Raw genomic sequence first — 24982 nt, 5'->3', positions numbered from 1 at the left:
AGACCCCGGCTGGGAATCCGCGGCGGACCAGCCACTAAACTGGGAGCCATGACTGCCACCCGTGACTTCGCAGCCGACGCTGCCGCTGCCCGTGCCCGACTGCTGGAACTGATCAAGGAACTGGCCGTAGTCCGCGGCAAGGTCATCCTCTCCAGCGGCGCCGAGGCCGACTACTACATCGACCTGCGCCGCATCACCCTGCACCACGAGGCGTCCAAACTCGTCGGGCAGGTCATGCTCTCGCTGATGGAGGACGCCGGGATCGATTTCGAGTGCGCCGGGGGACTCACCATGGGGGCGGACCCGGTGGGCACGGCCGTCATGCATGCCGCCGTCGACGCCGGCCGCCCGGTGGACGCGTTCGTCGTCCGCAAGGCGCAGAAGTCCTACGGCATGGGACGCCAGGTGGAAGGTCCCTCGGTCGAGGGCCGCAAGGTCCTGGTCCTGGAGGACACCTCAACAACCGGCGGGTCCGCGCTGACCGCCGTCGAAGGCGTCCGCAAGGCCGGCGGCAACGTGGTGGCCGTCGCCGTGATCGTGGACCGCGACACCGGAGCCAAGGAAAAGATCGAGGCCGAAGCCGGCGTTCCGTACCTCTTCGCCTTCGGCAAGGACGAACTGGGCCTTAGCTAGGGTTTCTCCCTCAGCTGATGCGGGTGGACGGTGCCTAGGGGGTGACTTATCATTTCTTAAATACCCCCGTCCGTACCCGCATCTGGAGAAACGCGACATGCTCCCGCCCCCTGAAGACTTGACCGCTGACTCCGTCAACACTGTCGACCAGATCCAGAACCTGATCCTGGACAGCGCGGACTTCGAAGTGTTCCTGAACGAGCTCGCGCGTTTTTCCGCGCACCAGGTGGCCGGCTCCGGCGACGACGCGCTGTGCGGAATCACCCTGCTCCGGGACCGTAAGGCCGCCACGATCGGGTGGAGCAGCGACTCCGCCCGCGAAGTGGACGAGATCCAGTACTCACTGTCCCAGGGCCCCTGCCTGACCGCCGCTAAGGAGGAACGGGAAGTCTACGTCCCGGACCTCTTCGACGAGGACCGCTGGGGCCCTGACTACGCCTCCGCCGTCGCCTCGCACGGCCTGCGCTCGGTGTTGTCGGTGCCTTTCCACCTCCAGGGCGAAGCCCAGGCGGCCCTGAACCTGTACTCCGATGTCCCGCACAAGTTCGACGGCGACGTCGCGGTCCGGGCCCGCGGGTACACCCGTGAAATCTCCCAGGCGCTGCGGCTGGCAGTCCGCTTCTCGCTGCACACGGACAGCGCCACGAACCTGCGCGCCACGCTCGAATCCCGGACCGTGATCGACATGGCCATCGGGATCGTCATGGCCCAGAACCGTTGCGACCAGGAAACCGCGGTCCGGATCCTCACCGATGCCTCCAGCAACGGCAACGTCAAACTCCGCGACATCGCCGCCTCACTGGTGCAATCTGTCGGCGGAACGGCTACCAGGACGCACTACGAAGAGCCGAACCGGCGGCAGGCTGGCTGAACCGGCAGCGGCCTATGACTTGTGTGCGACCACAAGCGCGGATACGCTGAATGAGGTTGAGCCGTCGGCCATAGACATCCTTATTTGGAGTACCTATGGACCAAACACTGCAAGCCCACGTCAAACTCGATGTCGTTTCCGACGTCGTCCGGATTAGTGTCCGGGGGAGCCTCACACAAGCCTCCCGCCCCTCCCTGATGCAAATTATCCAGCGCATCCGCCGCATGGGGATCATCTCGCATATCCGCGTCGACCTCGGCCTGGCCGCATTCGTGGAATCAGCGGCGCTGGCCGGCCTGCGCAACGACCTCAACGCAATCGACGGCGGGGCCTCCGGCTCGGAGGTCGCCGGCATGCCGGCTCCCGGTGGAGTCTCCCTGGAACTGACTGCGCACCGCGACGATTCCGCTGCATTGCCACCTCTGGACATGGCCGGGGAATTTACGGCCTCGATCGATCCCTCAGGCACCCGGAAGCTGAACCGGTTCTCCGACGACGAACTCTTCGCCGCGAGCGACTCTGTGTTCGGCCTTCTCGATGATCCCGCTGACATGGCCCGCTCGGAACTCCTGGCGACCTATGACGAGATCGGCATGGAAATCAGCCGCCGCGAGGTCGGCCGCGAGCCCGAACCCGCGTAACCGGCAACGGCGCTTCAACGGCGTGCCAGCGGCGCCAACCGCGCCAGCGGCCCGCCAACCGCGCTTCCACGCTGAGCTTCGGGACCGCTGTATGGTCCGGTTTCTCATCCCCGCCGAAGCGTGGATACGGTAGAGATGTGCCGGCCGAGATGGATCCGAACCATCCGCGAGGCCCCGGTGCTTCCGAGGCCCGCATGCTCCGCCGCGCCGTCGAGCTTAAACGGGTTTCCCGGCGATCGTTCCTGATCGGCGCAGGGTCCGCGTCGCTGCTGGCGGCGGACATGCTGTTCACTCAGCGCGTGCAGGCCGAGCGGCGTGTCAGCCGGATCCTCGAAGTACCTGATGACGTTGCCGAACGGTATTACCCCCACGCCAGCTGGATCCTGTTCCCCGGCTACAAAACGAGCTGGGAAGAAGCCCTGTGGATCCTGAACGCGCTGCGCGGCTCCCTGAACAAGAGGGGCCAGCTCGCCGCCGTCGGGTATTCCAACGAAGGCCTGGACATCGACGAGGTGGTCATCGCCGTGATCGAGCACGTCCGCGCCCACAATCTCACCACCCTCTACTTCTACGGCCATAGTTTTGGCGGCATGGTGGCAACCCAGGTGGCGGCCCGGCTGCGCGAACTGCACGGCGTCGAAGTGGCGTTCATCCTGCTCGACTCCAGCCCGGCGAGCCGGCACGACGTGCTGGACCAGAGCTGGTTCGAGGGTGTGGTGATGCTCTACGAAAGCGGGTTCCGCTTCCCCACAGTGCTGCGCGGCGGCTATGAGCTCGGCGAGAGGATGCTGCACAAGAACGAACGCAGTTGGGGTCAGGTGGTGGACCAGACACTGGAACAGCTGTCCCCGATCGCGCCGTCCAGCGTGCTGATCCAGTCCGAATCCGCCTATATCTTCCACTTTGAGGCCAGCCGTTTCGTCGGGAAGCTGGGCGAAACGAAGATGGCGTTCATCGGCAACCCCCGGGACAAGACGGTGGATTACGAGACCGCCCGGGACACCTGGTCACTGTCCTTCAAAACCAACATGGCCTCGGATGACCTGCGCACCGACGGGGCGAGGCCGGAGCACGCGAGCCCTGGCTGGAGCCCGTTCATCTACCGGCCCATCATCGAAAAACTCCAGGACGACCTCTTCCCGCTGCCGGGCGGCGGCGGGAAGAAGACCGCGTTCTGAGGTATCGCGTTCTGGGGTGTTGCTCAGATCTGGTTCTTGAGGTCCGCCACGGAATTCAGGATCTGGTTCGGCCGGAACGGATACGCGGCGATATCGTCCCGGTGGGTGATGCCGCTGAGCACCAGCACCGTGTGCAGGCCCGCCTCCATGCCGGCGATGATGTCGGTGTCCATGCGGTCGCCGATCATGGCCGTGGTTTCCGAGTGCGCGTCGATCTGGTTCATCGCCGACCGGAACATCATCGGGTTGGGCTTGCCCACAATGTACGGTTCGCGCCCCGTGGCCTTGGTGATGAGGGCGGCGATGGCCCCGGTGGCAGGCATGGGTCCGTCCTTCGAGGGCCCGGTGGCGTCCGGGTTGGTGGCGATGAAACGCGCGCCGGCGAGGATCAGGCGGATGGCCATGGTGATGGCTTCAAACGAATAGGTGCGGGTCTCGCCGAGCACCACGAAGTCGGGGTTCTGGTCGGTGAGGATGAAGCCGGCCTCGTGGAGCGCCGTCGTGAGTCCTGCTTCGCCGATCGTGTAGGCGCGGTTCCCCGACTCCGAACCGCGGACCTGGTCCTTGAGGAACTGGGCCGTGGCCAGGGCCGAGGTCCAGATGTTCTCCTCCGGGATTTCCAGCCCGGAAGAGCTCAGCCGGGCCGCGAGGTCCCGGGGCGTGAAGATCGAGTTGTTGGTCAGCACGAGGAACCGCTTGGAGGTGTCCACCCAGCGCTGGATCAGCTCCGCCGCGCCCGGGATGGGCTGGTTCTCGTGGACCAGCACGCCGTCCATGTCCGTGAGCCAGCACTCGATTTCCTGGCCGCTGCGGTACATCGAGGCGTACGAACGGCCCTCGTCTGAATCGGTACCATGCTCTTCGCGCTGATCTGCCATGCTGTCCTCCGCCTAAGTGTGCCGCTTCCTGTCACCCAGTCTAATGTTGAGGCGTGACTGAACCCGAGATCCCCGCCCCGTCCCTCCCCGCCGCAGAGGAAGGGCCGGAACCGAAGGCGGAGGTCGGCGTCGGACCCTGGGAAGGCGAAGTTCCCCAGGGCGGGCACTGGGACCCGGACCTGCTGGCGGACGGCGACCGGCGCAACGTGGTGGACAAATACCGCTACTGGAAGCACGAGGCGATCGTGGCCGACCTGGACTCCAAGCGGCACAACTTCCACATCGCGATCGAGAACTGGCAGCACGACCTCAACATCGGCACCGTGGTCCGGACCGCCAACGCGTTCCTGGCCAAGGAAGTCCACATCATCGGACGACGCCGGTGGAACCGCCGCGGGGCCATGGTCACCGACCGCTACCAGCACGTCCGCCACCACCCCACCGTTGAGGACTTCGTGGCCTGGGCACAGGGGGAGGGGCTGGCGATCATCGGGATCGACATCTTCCCGGACTCGGTGCCGCTGGAGACCTACGAACTGCCCAAGGACTGCGTCCTGGTCTTTGGCCAGGAAGGCCCGGGCCTGACCCCTGAAGTCCACGAAGCGGCGCTGGACACCCTGTCGATCGAGCAGTTCGGCTCCACCCGTTCCATCAACGCGGCCTCCGCCGCCGCGATCGCGATGCACGCCTGGATCCGCCGCCACGTGTTCGGCCAGCTCCCGGGCTAAAGCCACTCTTAGGCGTCCGTGGCCCCGGGGGTTCCGTGCCGACAAGCGAGCCGTTGACGTGGATCGCAAACCAGCAGACGCTGTCGGTGCGAGGCGAACGCGCGAGGAGAAGGATGTGGACCGAAACCGAAGACATCACCGTTGCACGTCGGATGAAGCCGTCCCTTTCGGCAGGGGAGCGGAAACCCGGTGAGCGGGTTTGTGGACAGCGTCCTGAATGTAGACCCGCTGCTGGCCCTGATCATCGTGGGCCTGCTGGTCTTCGCCGAGGACGCCCTCTTCGTCGGCTTCGTTGTCCCCGGGGAGACCGCCGCGGTTCTGGGCGGGGTCGTGGCCGGCCGCGGGGTCCTGCCCTTGTGGTCCGTGATGGTCGTGGTCGTGCTGGCCGCGATCATCGGGGACTCGGCCGGATACGAGGTCGGCAAACACCTGGGACCGAGACTTCTGGGTCTGAAAGTCATGAACAGGCGTCTGGCGAGACTTGAAAAGGCCCAGGATTTCCTGCGCCTCCGAGGCGGTTCGGCGGTGTTCCTGGGCCGGTTTGTGGCATTTTTCCGCGCCGTCATGCCCGCACTGGCCGGCAGCTCACGGATGCCCTACCTGAAGTTTCTGGCCTTCAACGCCGCCGGCGGCCTGGTGTGGGGTGCAGGATTTGTCCTGCTCGGTTACCTGGCCGGGAACTCCTACGAAGCGGCAGCCACATCTGCCGGACGCGGCGTCACCGCGGTGGTCGCGGTAGTCGTCGTGGCAGCCGTCATCACGTGGCGGATCCGGAAAGCCCGCGCCACGCGTAAAGCCAGAGCCACGCGTACCGCCAGCGGCCGGCGCAATGCCGGCGGCGGGGCCGGCGCCGGCCAGTCCTCCGGCAGCCCGGAACCATGACCGAAGCGCCCGGCCGCGAGTGTTACAGGGGCCACGTGACCGGAGACACGGCCCCGGCGCAGGAATGGCTAGGATGGTTCCTAGCCGACGAGGTTCCCTCCAGGATCACCAGCCCGCAGACGAAATTCACATTAGGAGTCAGCATGCCCATTGCAACCCCAGAGATCTACTCCGAGATGATCGACCGCGCCAAGACGGGCGGCTTCGCCTTCCCGGCGGTCAACGTCACGTCCTCCCAGACCCTGAACGCCGCCCTGCGCGGCTTCGCCGAGGCCGAGTCCGACGGCATCGTCCAGGTCTCCACCGGCGGCGCAGCTTACTGGTCCGGCGCCGCCACCAAGGACATGGTTGCCGGCTCCCTCGGTTTTGCCGCGTTCGCCCGCGAAGTCGCGAAGAACTACGGCGTGAACATCGCCCTGCACACGGACCACTGCCCCAAGGACAAGCTCGACGGCTTTGTGCTCCCGCTGCTCGCCGCCTCCGAGGCCGAGGTCAAGGCAGGCCGCAACCCCCTCTTCAACTCGCACATGTGGGACGGCTCCGCCGAGACCCTGCAGGAAAACCTGCGGATCGCCCGTGAACTGCTCGAGCGCACCGCCGCCGCCAAGATGATCCTCGAGGTCGAGATCGGCACCGTGGGCGGCGAGGAAGACGGCGTCGAGAACGCCATCAACGACAAGCTCTACACCACGGTCGAGGACGCCCTGGCCACCATCGACGCGCTCGGTTCCGGCGAAAACGGCCGCTACATCACGGCGCTGACCTTCGGCAACGTGCACGGCGTCTACAAGCCGGGCGGCGTCAAGCTCCGCCCCGAGATCCTCAAGGATATCCAGGAGCAGGTCGGCGCCAAGATCGGCAAGGCCAACCCGTTCGACCTCGTGTTCCACGGCGGCTCCGGCTCCTCGGACAAGGAAATCGCGGACGCCGTCTCCTACGGCGTCATCAAGATGAACATCGACACCGACACCCAGTACGCCTACACCCGCCCCGTGGTGGACCACATGTTCCGCAACTACGACGGCGTGCTGAAGGTCGACGGCGAGGTCGGCAACAAGAAGCTCTACGATCCCCGCGTCTGGGGCGCTTCGGCGGAGGCCGGCCTGGCCGCCCGCGTGGTCGAGGCCGCCCAGCAGCTGGGCTCCACCGGCAAGACCTTCTAGCCATGTCCGACGAGTTCCGGAAAAACCTGATGGGTCCCGAGCCCACGCTCCTGCCTGCCGAGAGCGAGATCTACCAGCATCTCGCGCTCGGCCAGGAAGCCGTGGACCTCGTGGCGAAGCACCCCACCTCCTCGCTCCTGTGGGCCATCCTCGCCGAGGAGGCCTGGAACGAGGGCCGCACCATCGATTCCTACGCGTACTCGCGGGTCGGCTACCACCGCGGCCTGGATTCGCTGCGCCGCAACGGGTGGCGCGGCGTCGGGCCGATCCCGTGGGAGCACGAACCCAACCGCGGCTTCCTGCGCTCCCTCTACTCGCTTGGCCGTGCGTCCGCGGCGATCGGCGAGCCCGAGGAGCCGGAGCGGATCGAAAAGTTCCTGAAGGATTCCGATCCCGGCGCGAAGGCGGCCATCGAAGCCGAGGGCTGAGGCGCCACCAGGCGACGCAACGCGGGGTCACTTACGGTCCATCCCACCACGGTGGATGGGCCGTAAGTGACCCCGCGTTGCGGTTTAAGCGACGGATTAACGCGTTAACGTGCGACGGCGGGCTCCCGCCTTGAGGTGGGAGCCCGCCGTCGTTTGTGCGTGCGTGGGTCAGCTGGCCTTGGCCAGGCCCGTGCGGGCCATGGCGTCCGCGTAGGCGGTGTGCATCTCCGCCAGGTACTCTTCCTGCCGGGCCGGGGTGCCGGCGAACGCCCGGCCGCTGAGCGAGCGGACCTTGTAGGTCTTCAGGCCGCGGCGCCAGATCATGGGCACTTCGGTCTTGAGCAGCAGGTTGGCCAGGCGGTTGGCCTCGGTGCCGTGGGCGACGATCACGGAGGCGCGGGGAACGAGGGCCAGGAACTTCAGCAGCGGCTTCAGGCCCGCGGAAATCTGGTCCGGCGTGAACTTGCCGTTCGGCTCGCCGGGGACGTGCCACGGGTGGACGTTCCAGGGCATGACGAACTCGGGGCGCAGGCCGAGTTTCCACTGGATGCCCAGCATACGGGTGGCGGCCTCGTCGTCGCCGGCGGTGATGAAGCCTGACGCGTCAGCGGTGCCGATGTTGGAGTACAGGCTGATGATCCGGCACTCGTCGACGTCGTGCATGGGGTCCACGTAGGGGACAGCGGTGCCAGCTTTGGTTGCCTGGAGGACGTCAAGGAGCTCGTTGACGGGGGCGACGTTAGGTTCGTACCGGCGGCTCAGAAGCTCTTCGCGGAAATTTTCGGTGGCCAGGGCTGTCATATGTTGCTGGGTCTCCTGCGGGATTGGCAAAGCTGCCACACCGGATGCAGGCACGCCGAATACGGGCATGCGGAGCAATGGTGTGGTTTGAAAATGTGGTGTGGACCGATTCCTGGTCGATCCTTATCAGTCTATCAAGCCCCGCGAAATGCGGCGCCGGGCTGGACCCCGCCGGCCAGGTGCTGCTACCAGAGCCGCTGGGTGGCGCGGCGTGCGCCTTCGCCGAGGGCCTCCAGCTTGGCGTAGGCGATTTGGGGATGCACCCTGCCGCCCAGCCCGCAATCGGTGGACGCAATCACGTTTTCACGTCCCACGAGCTCGGCGAAGCGCACGATCCGGTCGGCCACGAGATCCGGATGCTCCACGACGTTGGTGGCGTGTGAGACGACGCCGGGGATGATGACCTTCCCCTCGGGAAGCTTCGCATCCTCCCAAACGCGCCATTCGTGCTCGTGCCGGACGTTGGCCGCCTCGAAGGAGTAGCCGCCGGCATTGACCTGCAGGACTGAGTCGACGATGTCCGCGAACGGGATGTCCGTGGTGTGCGGGCCGTGCCAGGAACCCCAGCAGACATGCAGCCGGATCTGCTCCTGGGGAAGACCGCGCAGCGCCCAGTTCGTTGCTTCGACCCGGAGTTGGATGAACTTCAGGTAGTCCGCCAGGCTCGGCTCGGGGTTGATCTGGTCCCAGCTCTCGGCCAGGGAGGGGTCGTCGAGCTGGACTGTCAGGCCGGCGTCGATGATGGCCTTGTATTCCTCGCGCATCGCGTCGGCGCAGGCGTAGAGGAGTTCCTCGTCGCTGCCGTAGTAATCGTTGGCCACCCGGGCGCACGAACCGGGCGAGAGGGAGGCGATGAACCCCTCGGCGAGCCCGGCCGCGGCCAGTCCGGTCTTGAGGTTGGCAACGTCCGAGGCCACGAGCTCCTGGCCCGTGTACGTCAGTGGCCCGGCGACCTTGGGCTGCGTGACGGCCTTGCGGTGGGCCAGGATCCCGGAGGAGGGGTCGTTGTAGGCGTCATCGAACTTCTGCCGGTCCCGGCGGTCCGGGAAGGAGGTCAGGACGATGTGGCCGGGCGAGGAGCGGTGCACCGTGGCGTCGGCCCAGCGGTCCACGTCGGTCGGTTCCAGGCCGCCGAGCCGTGAGAAGGAGTAATTCCACCAGGCGCCGTAGTCCACGGAGCTGGACATCGTATGCCCGTACTCGCCGTCATTGGGTATGTCGATGCCCAGCTCCTTCTGGCGCTGGACGACGTCCACTACCGAGGTTTCGAGCAGGTCCAGGAATTCGGGCGTGATGCCGTCGGTTTCCTTGGCCTCGTTTGCGGCGATCAGCTCCGGCGTGCGGGGCAATGAGCCGGCATGGGTCACACGGATGTGGTCAGTGGTCCGGGGCATGGCGCGGTTTCCTTTCGGCCGCTCGGGATTCTCACTCCCACTCAATTCCACCTCGCGCCGTCCCGCAAGTGGTGCCCGCTATGTGTCGGGCCTGAGCTGGTGGATGATGCAGCTACGACGAACGCCAGGAAAAAGAACGGCTCGTCCGCCGCGGCGGACGCGTGGCCCTCCTCGCGGAAGCCGCCCTGGCGTTCACCACCTAGGCGGCGCGTCCAAGCAAGGACCCAAAGCGATGCCGGGCACCGATTTCGGCTAAACTTGGGTGGTAAGAGCCCCGGAACTCTGGCGTTGGATACGAACACAGCGATAGATTCGGGGCATTCTCATGAACGGCGCTGAACTGCGGTGACCGCCTGGTCACTAAACGCAGTTCGGCCCGAACGAATGGGGGAGGATCCCATGCCAGCAATCGTGATCGTCGGAGCCCAATGGGGCGACGAAGGCAAAGGTAAGGCCACTGACCTGCTTGGCGGCCGCGTCGACTATGTCGTCAAGCCCAACGGCGGCAACAACGCCGGGCACACCGTCGTCGTAGGCGGTGAGAAGTATGAGCTCAAGCTCCTTCCGGCCGGCATCCTGAGCCCGAACGCGATTCCGATCATCGGCAACGGCTGCGTGGTGAACCTGGAAGCCCTGTTCCAGGAGATCGACGGACTGGAGGCCCGCGGCGCGGACACCTCCAAGCTGCGCGTCTCCGCCAACGCGCACCTCGTGGCGCCCTACCACCAGGTCCTGGACAAGGTCACCGAGCGGTTCCTCGGCAGCCGCGCCATCGGCACCACCGGCCGCGGCATCGGCCCGGCCTACATGGACAAGGTGGCCCGCCTCGGCATCCGCGTCCAGGACGTCTTTGACGCCTCGATCCTGCGCCAGAAGGTAGAGGGTTCGCTGCGCCAGAAGAACGAGCTCCTGGTCAAGGTCTACAACCGCCGGGACATCGAGGTGGACGAGATCGTGGAGTACTTCCTGTCCTTCGCCGAGCGCCTCCGCCCGCTGGTCATCGACAGCACCTACGTCCTGAACACCGCCCTGGACGAGGGCAAGGTGGTCCTCATGGAGGGCGGCCAGGCCACCTTCCTCGACGTTGACCACGGCACCTACCCCTTCGTGACGTCCTCGAACCCGACCGCGGGCGGCGCCTCCGTGGGCTCCGGCATCGGCCCCACCCGGATCTCGCGTTCCATCGGCATCATCAAGGCCTACACCACCCGCGTGGGCGCAGGGCCGTTCCCGACGGAACTGTTCGATGAGATGGGCATGTACCTGCAGAAGACCGGCGGCGAGTTCGGCGTCAACACCGGCCGTCCCCGCCGCTGCGGCTGGTACGACGCCGTGCTGGCACGCCACGCCTCCCGGGTCAACGGCTTCACGGACTACTTCGTCACGAAGCTGGACGTGCTGACGGGCATCGAACAGATCCCGGTCTGCGTGGCCTACGACGTCGACGGCGTGCGGCACGACGAAATGCCCATGACCCAGACCGAGTTCCACCACGCCAAGCCGATCTTCGAATACTTCGAAGGCTGGACCGAGGACATCACCGGCGCCCGTACCCTGGAGGACCTGCCGGAGAACGCCCGGAACTACGTCCTGGCCCTGGAAAAGCTCTCCGGCACGCGGTTCTCCGCGATCGGCGTCGGCCCGGACCGCGACCAGACGATCGTGGTCAACGACCTCATCAACGACTGACACTGGCCGGCACCGACTGACGTGTCACCAACCGGCGTACGACGGCGGCGGGTCGCCCTTGCAGGGGCGGGCCGCCGCCGTCGCGGTTAAGGCCGCAGCCGTCGCAGTTAAGGCAGCAGTCACGCCTGGCGCAGGCGGGACCACAACGGTCCTAAGCGGGGTCTTCCGCGGATGTGAACCGCAGCGAGAGCCAGTTCTCCCGGCACGCCCTGGCGGCCGCCTCGGCGTCGCCAAGGCGGGCGAGCCGGATGATTTCAGCGTGCTGAGCCACCGATTCCCGGGCGGCAAAGGAGCCGAAACGCATCCGCTCCACCCGGCGCAGGACGGGGGTGGTTTGTTCCAGGAGTTCCCGGAGCACCGGGTTGCCGCTGACCGTGACAAAGACGGCGTGGAAATCGTCATCGGCCCGCAGTGCCGACTCGACCTCCGCCGCCTGCAGGGCCTGTTCGAAGCGCGCGTTGGCCCCGGCCATGGCGGCGAGGTGCTCCTCCGCCAGGAGCGGGACCGCCAGGCGTGCGGCCAGCTCGTGCAGTCCCGCCACCACCTGCTGCGTGCTGAGCGTCGACGCCGGGTCGCAGGGGGCCACGATGGTCGCCTTGCCCGGCAGCGCAACCACCAGGCCGGCGCGTTCCAGCCGCAGCAGCGCCTCGCGGATGGGTGTCCGGCTCACGCCGAGCCACGCTTCCAGTTCGGCGTCCTTCAGCCGTTCGCCGGGCTCGAAGGTGCCGTCGACGATCGCGTTACGGATCGATTCAAAGACGTTGTCCCGCAGCAGCGGCCGCTTGTGGACTCCGGCGAGCGAGGGTACGGGCATGCAACATATCGTATATCCCTCTTGCCCTTCCGGAGCCCGTATCCGACAATGCAATATATTGCATATTTGCTGTGACCGTTTCCCACCGCGAGCGAAGGACCGACGATGGCCATCACCGATTTCGAACGCTACCCCCTGACGTTTGGCCCGAGCCCCATCCATCCGCTGCCGCGGCTCAGCGCACACCTGGGCGGGGCGCAGATCTGGGCGAAACGCGAGGACGTCAACAGCGGCCTCGCGTTTGGCGGCAACAAGACGCGCAAGCTGGAGTACTTCGTCCCGGAGGCCTTGGCCCAGGGTGCGGACACCCTCGTCTCGATTGGCGGCTACCAGTCCAACCACACCCGCCAGGTCGCGGCGGTGGCCGCGAAGCTCGGTCTCAAAGCACGCCTGGTCCAGGAAAACTGGGTCGACTGGCCCGATCCGTTGTCCGACCGGGTAGGCAACATCCTGCTCTCGCGGATCATGGGCGCCGACGTGCGGCTGGATAGTGCGGGCTTCGACATCGGCATCCGCAGCAGCTGGGAAACCGCCATCGAAGAGGTCAAGGCCGCCGGCGGCAAGCCCTACGCGATCCCGGCCGGCGGGTCAGACCACAGGCTGGGCGGTCTGGGCTTCGCCAACTGGGCCTACGAGGTGGAAGAGCAGGAGCGCGAGCTCGGCATCTTTTTCGACACGATTGTCGTCTGCACCGTCACGGGCTCCACCCACGCCGGGATGATCGCAGGTTTTGCCGGCCAGGACAAACCGCGCCGCGTGATCGGCATCGACGCGTCGGCAACCCTGGCGAAGACCCGTGACCAGGTGGAACGCATCGCCCGGAACACCGCCGAGCTGATCGGCCTGGGCAGGGAACTCCGGGACGAGGAAATCAACGTCATGGAGGGCTGGGCCGGGGACCTCTATGGGATTCCCGTCGATTCCACCCTGGAGGCCATCCGCCTGGGCGCCTCGCTCGAGGCCATGATCACCGACCCCGTCTACGAGGGCAAGTCCCTAGCCGGGCTAATCGACCTTGTGAAAAGCCGGGAAATTCCGGCCGGCAGCAATGTCCTCTACGCCCACCTCGGCGGCCAGGTCGCCCTGAATGCCTACAGCGGGCTCTTCCGGTCCTGACGCGGCGTCGTCGTTAAGCTCCTGCGGCGACGGGTTCCCTGGCGGGGGCCCACCGTCGTCGTTAAGCCCCTGCAGCGCCGGCTCAAAAAAGAAATCAAGAAATTTCCGATTGGTGCGTAACCTTTCGGGCCCGCCCAGCGATTACTCCTTTGTAAGCGCCGCCGGAGTCTTGGACCCCCCACCAGACACCGGCTGGCCTTCCACCGTAAGTGCCGGCCGGCGCCTGCCCCCATGGGCGCCGGCCAGCCTTTTCTGGCGAGAGCGGGCTGTCAACTGCCCCCATGAGGCCTCAGCCCGCCTTCAAACCAAAAAAACAAAGGATGTACGTCTGTAATGAAGAGTGTTAGCAAGACCACCAAGATCGCTGTCGGCGCCGCCATTCTGGCAGTCGGAGGTTTCTCCGGCATCGGACTGGCCAATGCCGCTCAGATGTCCGGCACCGAGCAGGCTGAAGTGAGCCACGCTACGCCCGCCACGCCGGCTGTCCCGGCCACGCCTACGCTCCCGGCAAAGCCGGCCGTCCCCGCAGTTCCGGCCGCGCCGTCGACTGACGGCAAGGCCAAGGGCGACGCCGAAGCCGACGTGGACGGCACCGAGGGTGCCGTCGACGGTTCCGCCGACGCAAAGGACGGAGCCACCGTCAAGGGCGACGCCAGCGTCAAGGGTGCTGCCGGCGAGGCACGCGCCAACGCCAACATCCACGCCGCAGTTCCGGCCACCCCGGCGACACCGGCCGTCCCCGGTGCCAAGGGCGTTCCGGCAACCCCCGCTATTCCGGCAACCCCGGCTGTTCCGGCCCAGCCGTCGGTCGAGCTGCCCCAGCACGACAAGTAAATTTCGGCTGTTTAGCCTGGACCCGGCACGGGTCTGAAAGCAAGGAGGTAGCCCTCACTTTGGAGGGCTCCGGGGTGCGGCCGCTAGACTTGCGGGGGCCGCACCCCAGCAGTAACGGAAGGACAGCCTCTTGGCACAGCAGCTAAGCGATGACGAATTGTCAGCCGCCTTAGCTGGTGACCCTTCAGGTTTCAGCGCGGTGTACACGGTTATTTCCCCGGCCGTGCTGGGCTACTTCCGGGCCCGGGGCGTGGACGACGCCGAGGCCCTGACCCAGGATGTGTTCGTAGACGTCCTGCCAAAGCTGGCCGGCGTCAGCGGCGGTCACGCAGGTCTGAGGACCTTCATTTTCTCCGTCGCCCACGCGCGGCTGGTCGACTACAGGAGGCGGGCAGAACGCACTCCGCATTTGGCCGAATACGATCCCCTGAACGACGCCCGGTACTCGGCATCCGCCGAGGACGAAGCGCTCGGATCCCTGGGCGGTATCTCGGACACCCTCGCGAGGCTCAATGAGGAGCAGCGCGAAGTTCTGGTCCTGCGGATCGTCGCGGACCTTTCCATCGAACAGGTGGCCGGCATCATGGACAAGACGCCGGGTGCCATCAAGCAGCTTCAGCGCCGCGGGCTCAGTGCCCTGCGCGAACTCGTAACCGAAAAGGACCACGCAGCATCATGACCGGCACCCGCGACCCCCAGCAGGATGGCACCATCCAGGCGATGCTGGGCGATTCCGGCCTCGAATCCGCGGCCGAGCTTCGGAGCGCGCTGGAACAGCTCCGCGCCGTGGTCCCGGATGCCGCTCCCGCGCCCCGCGCCGACCTCGCGGCCCTGCTCGCGGCCGGAGCAACCGGTCTTGCCGCCGCCCCTGACACAGCCACGACGACGGCGCTGCCCACCGTCGTGTCCGCGAAGAATGATGCCGATGAATCGCTGCCGGCCGGGGTCACCAGCCTGGCCGAGCGCCGCGGCCGGAAGCGCCGGCTGGCAATCGTCGGTGGCGCCGTCGTGGGTGCCATGACCCTTGGTGCCGGCGCCGTGGCGGCATCCAGCGAGGACTTCCGGCACAGCGTCAGCCACACCGTCGGGGTCATCTTCCAGACTCCGGGCCACGGCGGCGCACCGGCCCCCGAGCATGTCCAGCCCTCGCCGTCCACCATCCCCGCCCTTCCCGCGCCTGTCGCCACGCCGGGTCACGGCGCGCCCGGCACGCCCGGTGCTGACCCGTCCGGAGCATCGACGCCCAGCAGCTCCAGCGCCCCGGGCGCCCCGGCGGCCGGACACGCGCCCCCCGCCACGCCGCCCGCCGTCGGCCGCGACGGCATCCTGCCGACCCCCGGGCAGCGGCCCGGAGCGCCGGGGCTGCCCGGATCACCCGACCTTCCGGGCGGCGGCGGAAACGCAGGCAAGGATCTGCCGCGCGTTCCGGGCCACATCACGCCAACCCTGCCGGGCGTCGTTCCGACCAAGGCGCCCGGCCAGCCATAAGCCGCCCTTAAAGCACTTTGTTAACCCGGTTGCGCTATCACTTAGGGCTGTTCTGAGCGCTCAGAACGACCCAAAGTGATAGCGCAACGGGTTGGTTGGCGGGGGGTGGTTCGCGGCGGCTCGAGTTGGGCTGTTCCTGCTGTTTAGGCCAGGACCTGCCGCTTCGAAGAGATGACGCCGGTGTCGAATCCGGCAAGGTGCAGGCCGCCGTGGAACCGGGCATGCTCAATCTTCACGCAGCGGTCCATCACGACGTCGAGTCCGGCGGCCTCGGCCTCCTTGGCAACGTCCTCGTGCCAGGAGCCCAGTTGCAGCCAGAGGGTCTTGGCGCCGGCGGCAATGGCCTCGTCCAGGACGCCGGGCAAGTCGCCGTGCTTGCGGAACACGTCCACAATGTCCGGGCTTTCCGGCAGGTCCGCGAGCGACGGATACGTCGGCTGACCCAGGATTTCCTTCACCACCGGGTTCACGAAATAGACCTTGTACCGGGTGGAGGACTGCAGATAGGTGGCCACGAAATAGCTCGCGCGCGAGGGCTTGTCCGATGCGCCCACAATCGCGATCGACTTCGCCTGCCGCAGCAGGTTCAGGCGCTCCGGCGCCGAGGGGCCGGTCCAGGTCCGTTCTTCAACACTCATCAGTTCGCTCCGATCGTGCAGGCTTCAGCCTCTGCGGATGCATCCGGGGCTGCTGCTTCCGAGGCGGCGTCCAGTGCCTGGTCCAGGTCCCAGAGGATGTCATCGATGTCCTCGAGGCCCACGGAGATGCGGACCAGGTCCTCGGGGACACCTGCCGCCTCGAGCTGTTCGGGGCTCAGTTGCTGGTGGGTGGTGGACCCGGGGTGGATGACCAGGGTCCGGGAGTCGCCCACATTGGCCAGGTGTGAGGCCAGCTGCAGGGACTCGATGAACTTCTGCCCGGCGGCCCGGCCGCCCTTGACGCCGAAGGAGAACACCGAGCCCGGACCCAGCGGCAGGTACTTCTGCGCCCGCTCGAAGTGCGGGTGCGAGGGCAGGCCGGAGAAGTTCACGTAGGCCACGCGCTCGTCCGCTTCGAGCCATTCGGCCACGGCCTGGGCGTTCTTCAGGTGCTCGTCGAGGCGCTGGGGGAGCGTCTCCACGCCCTGCAGCAGCTGGAACGCCGACTGTGGGGACAGTGCGGGTCCGATGTCGCGCAGCTGTTCGCAGCGCAGCTTGGTGAGGAACCCGTACTCGCCGAAGTTCCCCCACCAGGAGACGTTGCCGTAGGAGGCCACGGGCTCGGTCATGGTCGGGAAGTTGCCGTTGCCCCAGTCGAAGCGGCCGCTTTCGACGATCACGCCGCCGAGGGTGGTGCCGTGGCCGCCGAGGAATTTGGTGGCCGAGTGGATCACGATGTCCGCCCCGTGCTCGATCGGCCGCACGAGGTAGGGCGTGCTCAGGGTGGCGTCGACGACGAGCGGGACGCCGGCGTCGTGCGCCACCTTGGCGAGGGCCGCAAGGTCCTGGACCTCCGAGGACGGGTTGGCCACCACCTCCACGAAGATCGCCTTCGTGTTTTCCCGGACTGCGGCGGCGTAGTCCGCCGGGTCGGTGCCGGCGACGAATGTGGTGTCCACGCCGAAGCGGCGCAGCGTGACGTCCAGCTGGGTCACCGTGCCGCCGTAGAGCTGGGAGGCGGCCACGATGTGGTCCCCGGCCTGGGTCAGCGCGGCAAAGGTGATGAACTCCGCCGCCATGCCCGACGACGTCGCCACGGCGCCGATTCCGCCCTCCAGGGAGGCGATGCGCTCCTCGAACGCGGCCACGGTGGGGTTGCCGATCCGGGAATAGATGTTGCCGTATTTCTGCAGCGCGAAGAGGTTCGCGGCGTCCTGGGTGTCCTTGAACACGAAGGAGGTGGTCTGGTAGATCGGCACGGCGCGGGCGCCGTGCTCGGCGTCGGGGGTGCCGCCGGCGTGCAGCGCGCGGGTGCGGAATCCGAACTTGCGGTCAGCCATTACGCGTTCACCAGCTTGCTGGTAGTGCCGGCGTTTGCCGCCGGGGTCCGGGACAGGTCCAGTTCGGTGCCGTTCTTGCGGGCGAGGTCGGCCTCGAGTTCGCGGACGATCGGCAGGATGTCCTGGCCGAACGCGGCGACTTCCTCCTGGAAGTGGAGGTAGCCGGTCAGGAACAGGTTCACGCCGATCTTCTTGTACTCCACGATCCGCTCGGCGATCTGTTCCGGGGTGCCGATCAGCTGGGTCTTGAAGCCGTCGTTGTACTGGACCAGGTCCTCGAAGCTCGAGTCGGCCCACATGCCCTTGCCGTCCTTGGTGGCCGCCCCGGCTTCCTGGACGGCGGCGCGGAACCCCTCGACGGCGGGCTTGTGCGCCTTCTCGACGATCTCGCGGAGCGTGTCGCGGGCTTCCTTCTCGGAATCCCGGGCGATCACGAAGCCGTTGAGGCCGAACTTGGGGGAGGGGAGGGCACCTTCCGTGCCGCGACCGGCGGCACCTGACGCCGCCACGACGCCGGCGATGTTCTCCTTGAACCCGTCGAGGTCCTTGCCGTTGGAGAAGTACCAGTCAGCCACCCGGCCGGCGGTGGCCTGCGCGGCCGTGGAGTTGCCGCCGAAGAAGATCTCCGGGTGCGCCCGGCCCGGCACGTCCACCGGTGCCGGGTTCAGGGTGAAGTCGGTGATGTTGTAGTACTTGCCGGACTGGCTGTAGTCCTGCTCGGTCCAGAGCCCGCGGAGGACCTTGATGAATTCCTCGGTGCGGACGTAGCGCTCGTCGTGTTCGAGCCATTCGAGGCCGAAGTTGGTGAATTCGTCCTTGAGCCAGCCGGAGACGATGTTCACGGCGGCGCGGCCGTTGGAGATGTGGTCCGCGGTGATGATGTACTTCGCCAGCACGCCGGGGTGCCACATGCCCGGATGGACGGCGGAGATCACCTTGAGGCGCTCGGTGGCGGCCAGCAGCGCCAGGCTGAACGAGGTGGCCTCGTGCTGTTTGTCCGCGCCGTAGGAGGCGGCGTACCGGGTCTGGGTCAGGGCGTATTCGAAGCCGGAGTTCTCCGCGATCCTGGCCAGCTTCTTGTTGTATTCGAAGTCCCAGCCGGTGCGCTGTTCGATGGTGGATACCACCAGGCCGCCGGAGACGTTGGGGACCCAGTAGGCGAACTTGAGCGGTTCGGAAAGACGGGCGACGTTGCTGATCTCAGTCATGGGTGTTCCTTTACTTCCGGGTGGGGCTTGCTGGTGCCAGGATTTCCGCGGCGCGGTCGCGCAGCACATCCTGGATGCCCGCGATGGATGGTTCGTTCTGCAGCGAGGTGGTGTCGCCGAGCGTTGTGCCTTCGAACAGCTGGGTCAGCAGCCGGCGCATGATCTTGCCGCTGCGGGTTTTCGGCACGTCGGGAACGACGACGACGTCCCGCGGCTTGGCGATCGGCCCGATCTGCTTCGCGACGTGCGCCTTCAGCACACCCTGGATGTCGGGGGTGGCCGCCGAATCCTTCAGCACCACGAACGCGACGATCGCGTGGCCGGTCTTTGGGTCCGCGACCGGGCAGACGCCGGCCTCCACCACGTCCGGGTGGGTGACGAGCGCCGATTCGACCTCGATGGTGGAGAGCAGGTGTCCGGAGACGTTGAGGGTGTCGTCCACCCGCCCGAGGATCCAGATGTCGCCGTCGTCGTCATACTTGGCGCCGTCACCGGCGAGGAACCAGCCCTGCTCGGCGTATTGGCGCCAGTACGAATCGAAGTAGCGGCGCGGGTTGCCCCAGACCGTCCGGGCGATCGCCGGGCCGGGGGAGTCCACCACGATGAAACCCTGGACGCCGGGCGGCACCGTGTTGCCGGCGTCGTCCACGATGCGCGTGCTGACGCCGGGCAGCGGGCGGGCCGCGCAGCCGGGCTTGAACGCGGCGTCCGTCGGTGCCGGGGAGAGGATGGTGGCGCCGGTTTCGGACTGCCACCACGTGTCCACCACGGGGGCGGTGCCGGCGCCGATGTTGGTCCGGAACCAGCGCCAGGCCTCGGGGTTGATGGCCTCGCCTACCGTGCCGAGAAGACGGATAGAGGAGAGGTCGTACGTGTCCGGGACGCCGTCCGGGAACCAGCCCATGAGGGAGCGGACCAGGGTGGGCGCGGTGTAATACTGCGTGACCGCGTAGCGTTCGATGATCTCAAAGTGCCGGCCCGGGTGCGGGGTGTTGGGCGTGCCCTCGAAGATGACCTGCGTGGCGCCGTTGGAGAGCGGGCCGTAGAGCTCATAGGTGTGCGCGGTGACCCAGGCGAGGTCGGCCGTGCACCAGTGCACGTCCTTCTCCCGCAGCGCGGGGTCGGGGTTGCTGAACAGGTGCTCGAAGCTCCATGACGCCTGTGTGAGGTAGCCGCCGGAGGTGTGGACCAGCCCCTTGGGCTTGCCGGTGGTGCCGGAGGTGTACATGATGAACAGCGGCGTCTCGGCGTCGAACGCCTCGGCTTCGTGAGTCTCGGAGGCGGTGCCGACGGCGTCGTGCCACCACACATCGCGGCCGGCGGTCATCGGGACGGTGTCCAGCTCGTCCGCGGGAGTGGTCCGGTTGACCACCAGGACGTGTTCGATGGCGTTGTCGCCGGAGACGGCGGCGTCCGCGTTGTCCTTGACCGGTACGGCGGTGCCGCGGCGGAACTGGCCGTCGGTGGTGACCAGGAGCTTGGCGCCGGTGTCCTCCACCCGGAACTTCAGGGCCTCGGCGGAGAATCCGCCGAAGACCAGGGAATGGATGGCACCGATCCGGGCCACTGCGAGGGTGATGATCACGGTTTCGGGGATGACGGGGAGGTAGATGACCACCCGGTCGCCCTTGGTGATGCCGAGATCCAGGAGGGCATTTGCGGCTTTGGAGACCTCGCGCTGGAGTCCGGCGTAGGTGACGGCACGGCGGTCGCCGGGCTCGCCCTCAAAGTGCAGGGCCACCTTGTCTCCGCGCCCCGCCGCTACGTGGCGGTCGACGCAGTTGTAGGCGACATTGAGCCTGCCCCCTTCGAACCAGGTGATCTGCGGTCCGGTGCCGGCCTCGACGTCGGCCGGGACCCGGCGGTGCGCGGTGTGCCAGGGCTTGGTTTGCTCCGTCGCGCCGCCGGGCAGGTCCGCCCAGTCGAGGCGGAGAGCCTGGGTTTCCCAGAACGCAACCGTCTCTGCCTGGACAGTTCCCGCGGTCGCGGCGCCGCCGTGCCGGGGAAGGTGGTTTCCGAAGGTGGTGCTGCGGTGACGCGCCGGCCCATCGGCGGGGACGCCGTGCACTGCGCCGTCCGTGGACTCGTTCAGGGACCATCCCGAAGAGCCGCGAGAGGAGCCGGGCGCGTCACGCAGCCCTGCTTCGTTCGCCGTCGCGTCCGAAGTGGTTTGGGGGAATGCCTCGGACGCAGGCCGGGCAAAGGTGGGCAGAGCGGAAGAATTCTCAGGGGTCATTGCTGCACTCCATCGGTCCTGGCAGTAGCACCCTTGGTTGCTCCGGCTCCCTCGAATTTCACCGAAGGAGGGCGGAGCGGTGGCGTGGGAATGGTCGTCCCACGTCACCGGGGGGTTGCTGCGGCGTCATCGATCCAGGTCTCTCGGCCGCTCGGGATGGTCACTACCTACTAGAACTTCAGATGCACGATTCCGCAAAATCGGCGTCCGGGAGCGCCGTAATATTCGTTCACCCGGCGTGGGTCCGACCCAAATCATTCATTTATTCGACAATTGCCCGGAAAGGTCGCAGGAGTAAGGTTGATGCATGGCCCATGTTAACGATCCGGCAGTCATTGACCGCCTCATGCGAACCAAAGGCACGTGGGCGGTGGTCGGCCTCACCACCAACGAATGGCGCTCGGCGTATGAGGTCTCCCTCTATGTCCGGGACCGGATGGGCATGACCATCATTCCGGTCAACCTTCCGGGCGACGATGTCCACGGCGAGAAGGGGTACCGTTCCCTGTCTGACATCCCGGCGGAGAAGCACCCGATCGACGTCGTGGACTGCTTCGTCAACTCCCACAGGGTGGGCGCAGTCATAGACGAGGCCATCGCAGTAGGCGCCAAGGCCGTCTGGCTGCAGCTGGGCGTCTTCGACGACGCCGCGACGGACCGGGCCAGGGCCGCCGGGCTGGACGTCGTCGTGAACGCGTGCCCCGCCCGCGAAGGCTGGCGCGTGGGCATCTAACGGCCCGGGAATGACGATCAACAGATCGGGAAGAGTCGGTTACAAAATGTGACCGGCTTTTTCTGTATCCGGCCTCCTGCCGTGTGAGATGGACTCGTAACCATCCCGAGCGGCTGAGAGATCTGGCTCCGTGACGCCGCAGCAACCCCCTCCTTTGAGGACGGTGCTACCGCCAGGACCGATGGAGAACCACTGTGTTCTGAGGCTCCCCGGCTTCGCTCAGCGCTGCCCGGAAGCCAGGACCCAGGGCTTTCCTCGGGCGAGCCCGGAGGAAATCATGAACACGCAGACAGCGGCAGCGCCGCGGCCCCGAGCAGGTGGGGGCCTGTGATCGAGATCCAGAACGTCAGCACGTCATTCGGTTCGGCCGCGGGACCTTTCACGGCCGTCGATGACGTCAGCCTGCACATCAGGCGGGGCACCATCCAGGGCATCATCGGGTTCTCCGGCGCCGGCAAATCCACGCTGCTGCGCAACATCAACCTCCTCGAGCGCCCGACGTCGGGCCGCGTCCTGGTGGACGGCGTGGACCTGGTGACCCTGTCCGACGCCGAGCTCCGGACCAAGCGGCATGACATCGGCATGATTTTCCAGCACTTCAATCTCCTCAACAACCTCACAGCCCAGGAAAATGTGGAGCTGTCCCTGAAGTTCGCCGGCGTCGGGAAGGCGGAACGCCGGCGGCGGGCCGCCGAAACCCTGGAAATCGTGGACCTCGCCGACAAAGCGGGAACGTATCCGGCCAAACTCTCCGGGGGCCAGAAACAGCGGGTGGCGATCGCCCGCGCCCTTGCCACCGGGCCCAAAGTGCTGCTCTGTGACGAGCCGACGTCGGCCGTGGATCCCCGGACGACGTCATCGGTCCTGCAATACCTGGCCGACGTCAACGCCGAATTCGGCATCACAATCGTGGTGGTCACCCACGAGATGAATGTCATCAAGGCCATCGCGGACAACGTCGCGGTCATGGAAGAAGGCCGGGTGGTGGAGCAGCTCGACCTCGCCGAACTCCAGCGCCCCGGTTTCCACCCGGCGACGTCGATCGGCCGCTACCTGGTCTCCGATGAGATCCAGCTGGACCGCTCCGGGAGGGGCACCCACACCACAGCCGCGTCGGAGGGCCTGATCAATGTTTGACCGCATCCTGGAAGTCCTGCCCGAAATCGGCGTCGCCATGGGACAGACCCTCACCATGCTGCTGGTGGCCATCCCGCTGGCGGTGCTGCTCGGGACACCGCTGGGTGTCCTGCTCTACACCATCGGTCCCAACGGGCTCAAGCACAGGCCAAAGCTGCACCGGGTCCTGGACGGGCTGGTCAACCTGCTCCGCTCGTTCCCGTTCCTGATCCTGCTGATCGCGATCATTCCCGTGACCAGGTTCATTGTCGGCACGACCATCGGCACGGCCGCCGTCATTGTCCCGCTGACCCTCAACGCCATTCCGTATTTCGCCCGCTTCGTGGAACAGAACCTGAGCCAGCTCGGCGGCGGAGTGGTCGAAGCGGCACGGTCCATGGGCGCCAGCCGGTCCCAGATCGTCCGGGACGTCCTGATTGTGGAGGCGAAGCCCGGACTCGTCAGCTCCATCACCATCATGACCGTCAGCTTCATCTCCTACTCGGCGATGGCCGGACTGGTGGGCGGCGGCGGAATCGGCGACTTCGCCATCCGGTACGGCTATTACCGCTACGAAACGCCGCTCATGATCACCGCCATTGTCCTGATGATCCTGCTGGTCACCATCGTTCAGCTGGGCGGATCCTATGTTGCCCGGCGCCTGGACAAGCGCCTCTGAGCGCCGGCAGCACCCTCGTCCCACCTCCCACAGCGGAAAGCACCCCATGACTTCAACGCCCAGTACCCGTTTCGACGGACCCCGCCCGCGCCTGCTGATCAGCGCCTTCGTGATGAACACGTCCAGCCACATCATGGGCGGCCAGTGGCGGCGCCCGGAAGCCCAGCAGCACCGGTTCAACGAACTCCAGCTCTGGATCGACCTGGCCCGCCAGCTCGAAGGCGCCAAGTTTGACGCGATCTTCTTCGCCGACGTCGTCGGTCTCTACGGCGACTACGACGGCGGGTGGGCATCGCTGCTGAAAAAGGGCCTGCAGGTGCCGTCCAACGACCCCCTCATCCTGCTGTCCGCGCTCGCCACGGGAACGCGGGAGATCGGGCTGGCCGCGACGTCGTCGGTGATTCAAAGCCATCCGTTCCAGTTCGCCCGGCAAATGTCCACGCTGGACCACATCAGCGGCGGCCGCGTGGCCTGGAACATCGTCACCAGCGTGCTGGAAAACGCGCACCGGAACTTCAACGCCACCGAGCTGACCAAGCATGACGAACGCTACGACTGGGCGGACGAATACGTCGAGGCCGCCTACAAATTGTGGGAAGGATCCTGGGAAGACGACGCGCTGCTCCGGGACAAGGCGACCGGGGTCCACGCGGACCCGGAGAAAGTCAGCAAGATCTACCACCGCGGGCCCCGGTACTCGATCGACGGACCCCACCTCGCGGCCCCTTCACCGCAACGCACCCCGGTGCTTTTCCAGGCCGGGAGCTCCGGCCGCGGCCAGCAGTTCTGCGCCGCCAACGCCGAGGCCACCTTCACACTCGCGCCGAGCACCGAGGTGGCCGCGAAGTACACCGCGGCCGTCCGGGAACAGGCCGTTGCCGCCGGCCGCCATCCGGATGACGTGAAGTTCCTCCAGGGCATGCACTTCGTGGTGGGCGGCACCGAAGCCGAGGCGAACCGCAAAGCCGACGAGCTCGAGGACAGCCTGGACATTGAAGCCCTGCTGGCCCACGTGGGCGGCGGGTTCGGCGTCGACCTCGGCGGCCTGCCGCTGGACACCCCGCTCGGGGACCTTGAAACGGAAGGCAGCCAGGGACATCTCACGGCTATCCGCGCCTCCGTCCGCGGCGGCAACCCCACCCTCCGCGACATTGCGCTCTACCGCAGCCGGGCCAACCGGGTGGTGGGAACGCCGGACCAGATTGCCGACCGTCTCGAGCAGTGGCAGGACGCCGGAATCGACGGCATCAACATCATCAACCAGACCATCCCCGGCTCCTACACCGACTTCATCGACGGTGTGCTGCCGGAACTGCGCAGCCGCGGCCTCGCCCAGACCGGCTACGCGCCGGGAACCCTGCGCGAGAAGCTCTTCGGCGCCGGGCCACGGCTCAACGGACGGCACCCCGCCGCGGCCTTCCGGGGAGCCTTCACCGAATTCTCCGCGGCGGCCGAAAACCAGCCCGCCAGCGTTACCGCCCAGTCATAGCCCAG

General features: G+C 66.8%; 25 protein-coding genes and 1 riboswitch. Of the genes, 17 read left to right on the top strand and 8 right to left on the bottom strand.

Annotated features, from left to right (window positions below; genetic code table 11):
• Positions 1 to 48 precede the first annotated feature (48 nt).
• The 4 genes from pyrE to AC1D1A_RS10030 all read left to right on the top strand — a co-directional run bounded on the left by pyrE (position 49) and on the right by AC1D1A_RS10030 (position 3323).
• Positions 49 to 633: an orotate phosphoribosyltransferase gene (gene pyrE, locus AC1D1A_RS10045; protein ID WP_223914541.1), complete on the top strand. Its 585-nt coding sequence runs from the start codon at positions 49 to 51 to the stop codon at positions 631 to 633.
• Positions 634 to 730: 97 nt separating this feature from the next.
• Positions 731 to 1504, top strand: coding sequence for a GAF and ANTAR domain-containing protein (locus tag AC1D1A_RS10040; RefSeq protein WP_476850486.1), 774 nt, complete (start codon positions 731 to 733; stop codon positions 1502 to 1504).
• 95 nt (positions 1505 to 1599) lie between these two features.
• Entirely contained in the window at positions 1600 to 2145 is a 546-nt protein-coding gene (locus tag AC1D1A_RS10035) for a hypothetical protein (RefSeq protein ID WP_223914539.1), read from the top strand.
• Positions 2146 to 2294: 149 nt separating this feature from the next.
• The gene (locus AC1D1A_RS10030) at positions 2295 to 3323 is read left to right on the top strand and encodes a thioesterase domain-containing protein (RefSeq protein ID WP_476947649.1); all 1029 of its coding nucleotides are present in this window, start codon (positions 2295 to 2297) and stop codon (positions 3321 to 3323) included.
• Positions 3324 to 3346: 23 nt separating this feature from the next.
• Here the strand turns inward: AC1D1A_RS10030 and AC1D1A_RS10025 are convergent, their stop codons facing one another.
• A complete protein-coding gene (locus AC1D1A_RS10025; RefSeq protein WP_476850487.1) occupies positions 3347 to 4201 on the bottom strand; it encodes an HAD-IIA family hydrolase in 855 nt (284 codons plus the stop codon).
• Positions 4202 to 4254: 53 nt separating this feature from the next.
• On the opposite strand from AC1D1A_RS10025, the gene AC1D1A_RS10020 reads away from it, so the two are divergent.
• The 4 genes from AC1D1A_RS10020 (at position 4255) to AC1D1A_RS10005 (ending at position 7402) form a co-directional block, all read left to right on the top strand.
• Positions 4255 to 4929, top strand: a complete 675-nt coding sequence (locus AC1D1A_RS10020; RefSeq protein WP_476857644.1) for a TrmH family RNA methyltransferase — start codon at positions 4255 to 4257, stop codon at positions 4927 to 4929.
• 189 nt (positions 4930 to 5118) lie between these two features.
• Entirely contained in the window at positions 5119 to 5811 is a 693-nt protein-coding gene (locus AC1D1A_RS10015; protein WP_476887654.1) for a DedA family protein, read from the top strand.
• Between the two features lie 143 nt (positions 5812 to 5954).
• Positions 5955 to 6974 (top strand): class II fructose-bisphosphate aldolase, encoded by a 1020-nt coding sequence (fbaA, locus tag AC1D1A_RS10010; RefSeq protein WP_018776137.1) that lies wholly within the window; start codon positions 5955 to 5957, stop codon positions 6972 to 6974.
• A 2-nt stretch (positions 6975 to 6976) separates the two neighbouring features.
• Positions 6977 to 7402 (top strand): DUF3151 domain-containing protein, encoded by a 426-nt coding sequence (locus tag AC1D1A_RS10005; RefSeq protein WP_476850490.1) that lies wholly within the window; start codon positions 6977 to 6979, stop codon positions 7400 to 7402.
• Positions 7403 to 7570: 168 nt separating this feature from the next.
• On the opposite strand, the gene AC1D1A_RS10000 is transcribed toward AC1D1A_RS10005, so the two are convergent.
• On the bottom strand, positions 7571 to 8203 hold the full coding sequence (locus AC1D1A_RS10000) for a uracil-DNA glycosylase family protein (protein WP_028277428.1): 633 nt from the start codon (positions 8201 to 8203) through the stop codon (positions 7571 to 7573).
• Positions 8204 to 8388: 185 nt separating this feature from the next.
• Positions 8389 to 9597 (bottom strand): cobalamin-independent methionine synthase II family protein, encoded by a 1209-nt coding sequence (locus AC1D1A_RS09995; protein ID WP_476857648.1) that lies wholly within the window; start codon positions 9595 to 9597, stop codon positions 8389 to 8391.
• 399 nt (positions 9598 to 9996) lie between these two features.
• On the opposite strand from AC1D1A_RS09995, the gene AC1D1A_RS09990 reads away from it, so the two are divergent.
• Complete coding sequence (locus tag AC1D1A_RS09990) at positions 9997 to 11286, top strand: adenylosuccinate synthase (protein WP_018776133.1); 1290 nt, start codon at positions 9997 to 9999, stop codon at positions 11284 to 11286.
• Between the two features lie 151 nt (positions 11287 to 11437).
• Here AC1D1A_RS09990 and AC1D1A_RS09985 read toward each other — a convergent pair whose 3' ends face one another.
• Positions 11438 to 12100 carry a GntR family transcriptional regulator gene (locus AC1D1A_RS09985; protein ID WP_230009254.1) on the bottom strand — a complete coding sequence of 221 codons (663 nt, stop codon included), beginning with the start codon at positions 12098 to 12100 and terminating at the stop codon, positions 11438 to 11440.
• A 105-nt stretch (positions 12101 to 12205) separates the two neighbouring features.
• Between AC1D1A_RS09985 and AC1D1A_RS09980 the strand changes: the two genes are divergently transcribed.
• The 4 genes from AC1D1A_RS09980 (at position 12206) to AC1D1A_RS09965 (ending at position 15538) form a co-directional block, all read left to right on the top strand.
• Entirely contained in the window at positions 12206 to 13216 is a 1011-nt protein-coding gene (locus AC1D1A_RS09980; RefSeq protein ID WP_476857650.1) for a 1-aminocyclopropane-1-carboxylate deaminase, read from the top strand.
• A 333-nt stretch (positions 13217 to 13549) separates the two neighbouring features.
• Positions 13550 to 14050, top strand: a complete 501-nt coding sequence (locus AC1D1A_RS09975) for a hypothetical protein (RefSeq protein WP_476871049.1) — start codon at positions 13550 to 13552, stop codon at positions 14048 to 14050.
• Positions 14051 to 14180: 130 nt separating this feature from the next.
• Complete coding sequence (locus AC1D1A_RS09970) at positions 14181 to 14729, top strand: RNA polymerase sigma factor (protein ID WP_476850495.1); 549 nt, start codon at positions 14181 to 14183, stop codon at positions 14727 to 14729.
• The gene (locus tag AC1D1A_RS09965) at positions 14726 to 15538 is read left to right on the top strand and encodes a hypothetical protein (protein ID WP_476871047.1); all 813 of its coding nucleotides are present in this window, start codon (positions 14726 to 14728) and stop codon (positions 15536 to 15538) included. Before AC1D1A_RS09970 ends, AC1D1A_RS09965 begins: the two co-directional genes overlap by 4 nt.
• 143 nt (positions 15539 to 15681) lie before the next feature.
• Here the strand turns inward: AC1D1A_RS09965 and AC1D1A_RS09960 are convergent, their stop codons facing one another.
• Genes AC1D1A_RS09960 through acs form a run of 4 tightly spaced genes read right to left on the bottom strand, consistent with a single transcriptional unit; the run spans position 15682 to position 20960 of the window.
• Positions 15682 to 16176 carry a CoA-binding protein gene (locus AC1D1A_RS09960; RefSeq protein WP_230011882.1) on the bottom strand — a complete coding sequence of 165 codons (495 nt, stop codon included), beginning with the start codon at positions 16174 to 16176 and terminating at the stop codon, positions 15682 to 15684.
• Positions 16176 to 17516 carry an O-acetylhomoserine aminocarboxypropyltransferase/cysteine synthase family protein gene (locus AC1D1A_RS09955; RefSeq protein WP_476857653.1) on the bottom strand — a complete coding sequence of 447 codons (1341 nt, stop codon included), beginning with the start codon at positions 17514 to 17516 and terminating at the stop codon, positions 16176 to 16178. The genes AC1D1A_RS09960 and AC1D1A_RS09955 overlap by 1 nt, the downstream gene beginning before the upstream one ends.
• Entirely contained in the window at positions 17516 to 18724 is a 1209-nt protein-coding gene (gene sfnG / locus AC1D1A_RS09950) for a dimethylsulfone monooxygenase SfnG (RefSeq protein WP_476857654.1), read from the bottom strand. Before sfnG ends, AC1D1A_RS09955 begins: the two co-directional genes overlap by 1 nt.
• Before the next feature lie 10 nt (positions 18725 to 18734).
• Positions 18735 to 20960, bottom strand: a complete 2226-nt coding sequence (gene acs, locus AC1D1A_RS09945) for an acetate--CoA ligase (protein ID WP_476871046.1) — start codon at positions 20958 to 20960, stop codon at positions 18735 to 18737.
• A gap of 307 nt (positions 20961 to 21267) precedes the next feature.
• Here acs and AC1D1A_RS09940 point away from each other — a divergent pair, with 307 nt between their 5' ends.
• The 4 genes from AC1D1A_RS09940 to AC1D1A_RS09925 all read left to right on the top strand — a co-directional run bounded on the left by AC1D1A_RS09940 (position 21268) and on the right by AC1D1A_RS09925 (position 24977).
• The gene (locus AC1D1A_RS09940; RefSeq protein WP_476871045.1) at positions 21268 to 21693 is read left to right on the top strand and encodes a CoA-binding protein; all 426 of its coding nucleotides are present in this window, start codon (positions 21268 to 21270) and stop codon (positions 21691 to 21693) included.
• A 97-nt stretch (positions 21694 to 21790) separates the two neighbouring features.
• Positions 21791 to 21881: riboswitch (SAM riboswitch) on the top strand.
• 139 nt (positions 21882 to 22020) lie between these two features.
• Complete coding sequence (locus AC1D1A_RS09935) at positions 22021 to 22830, top strand: methionine ABC transporter ATP-binding protein (protein ID WP_476871044.1); 810 nt, start codon at positions 22021 to 22023, stop codon at positions 22828 to 22830.
• The gene (locus tag AC1D1A_RS09930; protein ID WP_018776122.1) at positions 22823 to 23488 is read left to right on the top strand and encodes a methionine ABC transporter permease; all 666 of its coding nucleotides are present in this window, start codon (positions 22823 to 22825) and stop codon (positions 23486 to 23488) included. Before AC1D1A_RS09935 ends, AC1D1A_RS09930 begins: the two co-directional genes overlap by 8 nt.
• 46 nt (positions 23489 to 23534) lie before the next feature.
• The gene (locus AC1D1A_RS09925; protein WP_476871043.1) at positions 23535 to 24977 is read left to right on the top strand and encodes an LLM class flavin-dependent oxidoreductase; all 1443 of its coding nucleotides are present in this window, start codon (positions 23535 to 23537) and stop codon (positions 24975 to 24977) included.
• Positions 24978 to 24982 lie beyond the last annotated feature (5 nt).

The sequence above is a fragment of the Arthrobacter sp. P1_B9 genome (assembly GCF_056406495.1).
Note: the sequence above shows the minus strand (reverse complement) of the source record. Positions and strands in the feature narration are given on the sequence as shown.

Coding starts and splice junctions, on each gene's coding strand:
- pyrE (WP_223914541.1), top strand. CDS start 49: ATGACTGCCACCCGTGACTTCGCAGCCGACGCTGCCGCTGCCCGTGCC.
- AC1D1A_RS10040 (WP_476850486.1), top strand. CDS start 731: ATGCTCCCGCCCCCTGAAGACTTGACCGCTGACTCCGTCAACACTGTC.
- AC1D1A_RS10035 (WP_223914539.1), top strand. CDS start 1,600: ATGGACCAAACACTGCAAGCCCACGTCAAACTCGATGTCGTTTCCGAC.
- AC1D1A_RS10030 (WP_476947649.1), top strand. CDS start 2,295: ATGGATCCGAACCATCCGCGAGGCCCCGGTGCTTCCGAGGCCCGCATG.
- AC1D1A_RS10025 (WP_476850487.1), bottom strand. CDS start 4,201: ATGGCAGATCAGCGCGAAGAGCATGGTACCGATTCAGACGAGGGCCGT.
- fbaA (WP_018776137.1), top strand. CDS start 5,955: ATGCCCATTGCAACCCCAGAGATCTACTCCGAGATGATCGACCGCGCC.
- AC1D1A_RS10005 (WP_476850490.1), top strand. CDS start 6,977: ATGTCCGACGAGTTCCGGAAAAACCTGATGGGTCCCGAGCCCACGCTC.
- AC1D1A_RS10000 (WP_028277428.1), bottom strand. CDS start 8,203: ATGACAGCCCTGGCCACCGAAAATTTCCGCGAAGAGCTTCTGAGCCGC.
- AC1D1A_RS09995 (WP_476857648.1), bottom strand. CDS start 9,597: ATGCCCCGGACCACTGACCACATCCGTGTGACCCATGCCGGCTCATTG.
- AC1D1A_RS09990 (WP_018776133.1), top strand. CDS start 9,997: ATGCCAGCAATCGTGATCGTCGGAGCCCAATGGGGCGACGAAGGCAAA.
- AC1D1A_RS09985 (WP_230009254.1), bottom strand. CDS start 12,100: ATGCCCGTACCCTCGCTCGCCGGAGTCCACAAGCGGCCGCTGCTGCGG.
- AC1D1A_RS09980 (WP_476857650.1), top strand. CDS start 12,206: ATGGCCATCACCGATTTCGAACGCTACCCCCTGACGTTTGGCCCGAGC.
- AC1D1A_RS09975 (WP_476871049.1), top strand. CDS start 13,550: ATGAAGAGTGTTAGCAAGACCACCAAGATCGCTGTCGGCGCCGCCATT.
- AC1D1A_RS09965 (WP_476871047.1), top strand. CDS start 14,726: ATGACCGGCACCCGCGACCCCCAGCAGGATGGCACCATCCAGGCGATG.
- AC1D1A_RS09960 (WP_230011882.1), bottom strand. CDS start 16,176: ATGAGTGTTGAAGAACGGACCTGGACCGGCCCCTCGGCGCCGGAGCGC.
- AC1D1A_RS09955 (WP_476857653.1), bottom strand. CDS start 17,516: ATGGCTGACCGCAAGTTCGGATTCCGCACCCGCGCGCTGCACGCCGGC.
- sfnG (WP_476857654.1), bottom strand. CDS start 18,724: ATGACTGAGATCAGCAACGTCGCCCGTCTTTCCGAACCGCTCAAGTTC.
- acs (WP_476871046.1), bottom strand. CDS start 20,960: ATGACCCCTGAGAATTCTTCCGCTCTGCCCACCTTTGCCCGGCCTGCG.
- AC1D1A_RS09940 (WP_476871045.1), top strand. CDS start 21,268: ATGGCCCATGTTAACGATCCGGCAGTCATTGACCGCCTCATGCGAACC.
- AC1D1A_RS09930 (WP_018776122.1), top strand. CDS start 22,823: ATGTTTGACCGCATCCTGGAAGTCCTGCCCGAAATCGGCGTCGCCATG.
- AC1D1A_RS09925 (WP_476871043.1), top strand. CDS start 23,535: ATGACTTCAACGCCCAGTACCCGTTTCGACGGACCCCGCCCGCGCCTG.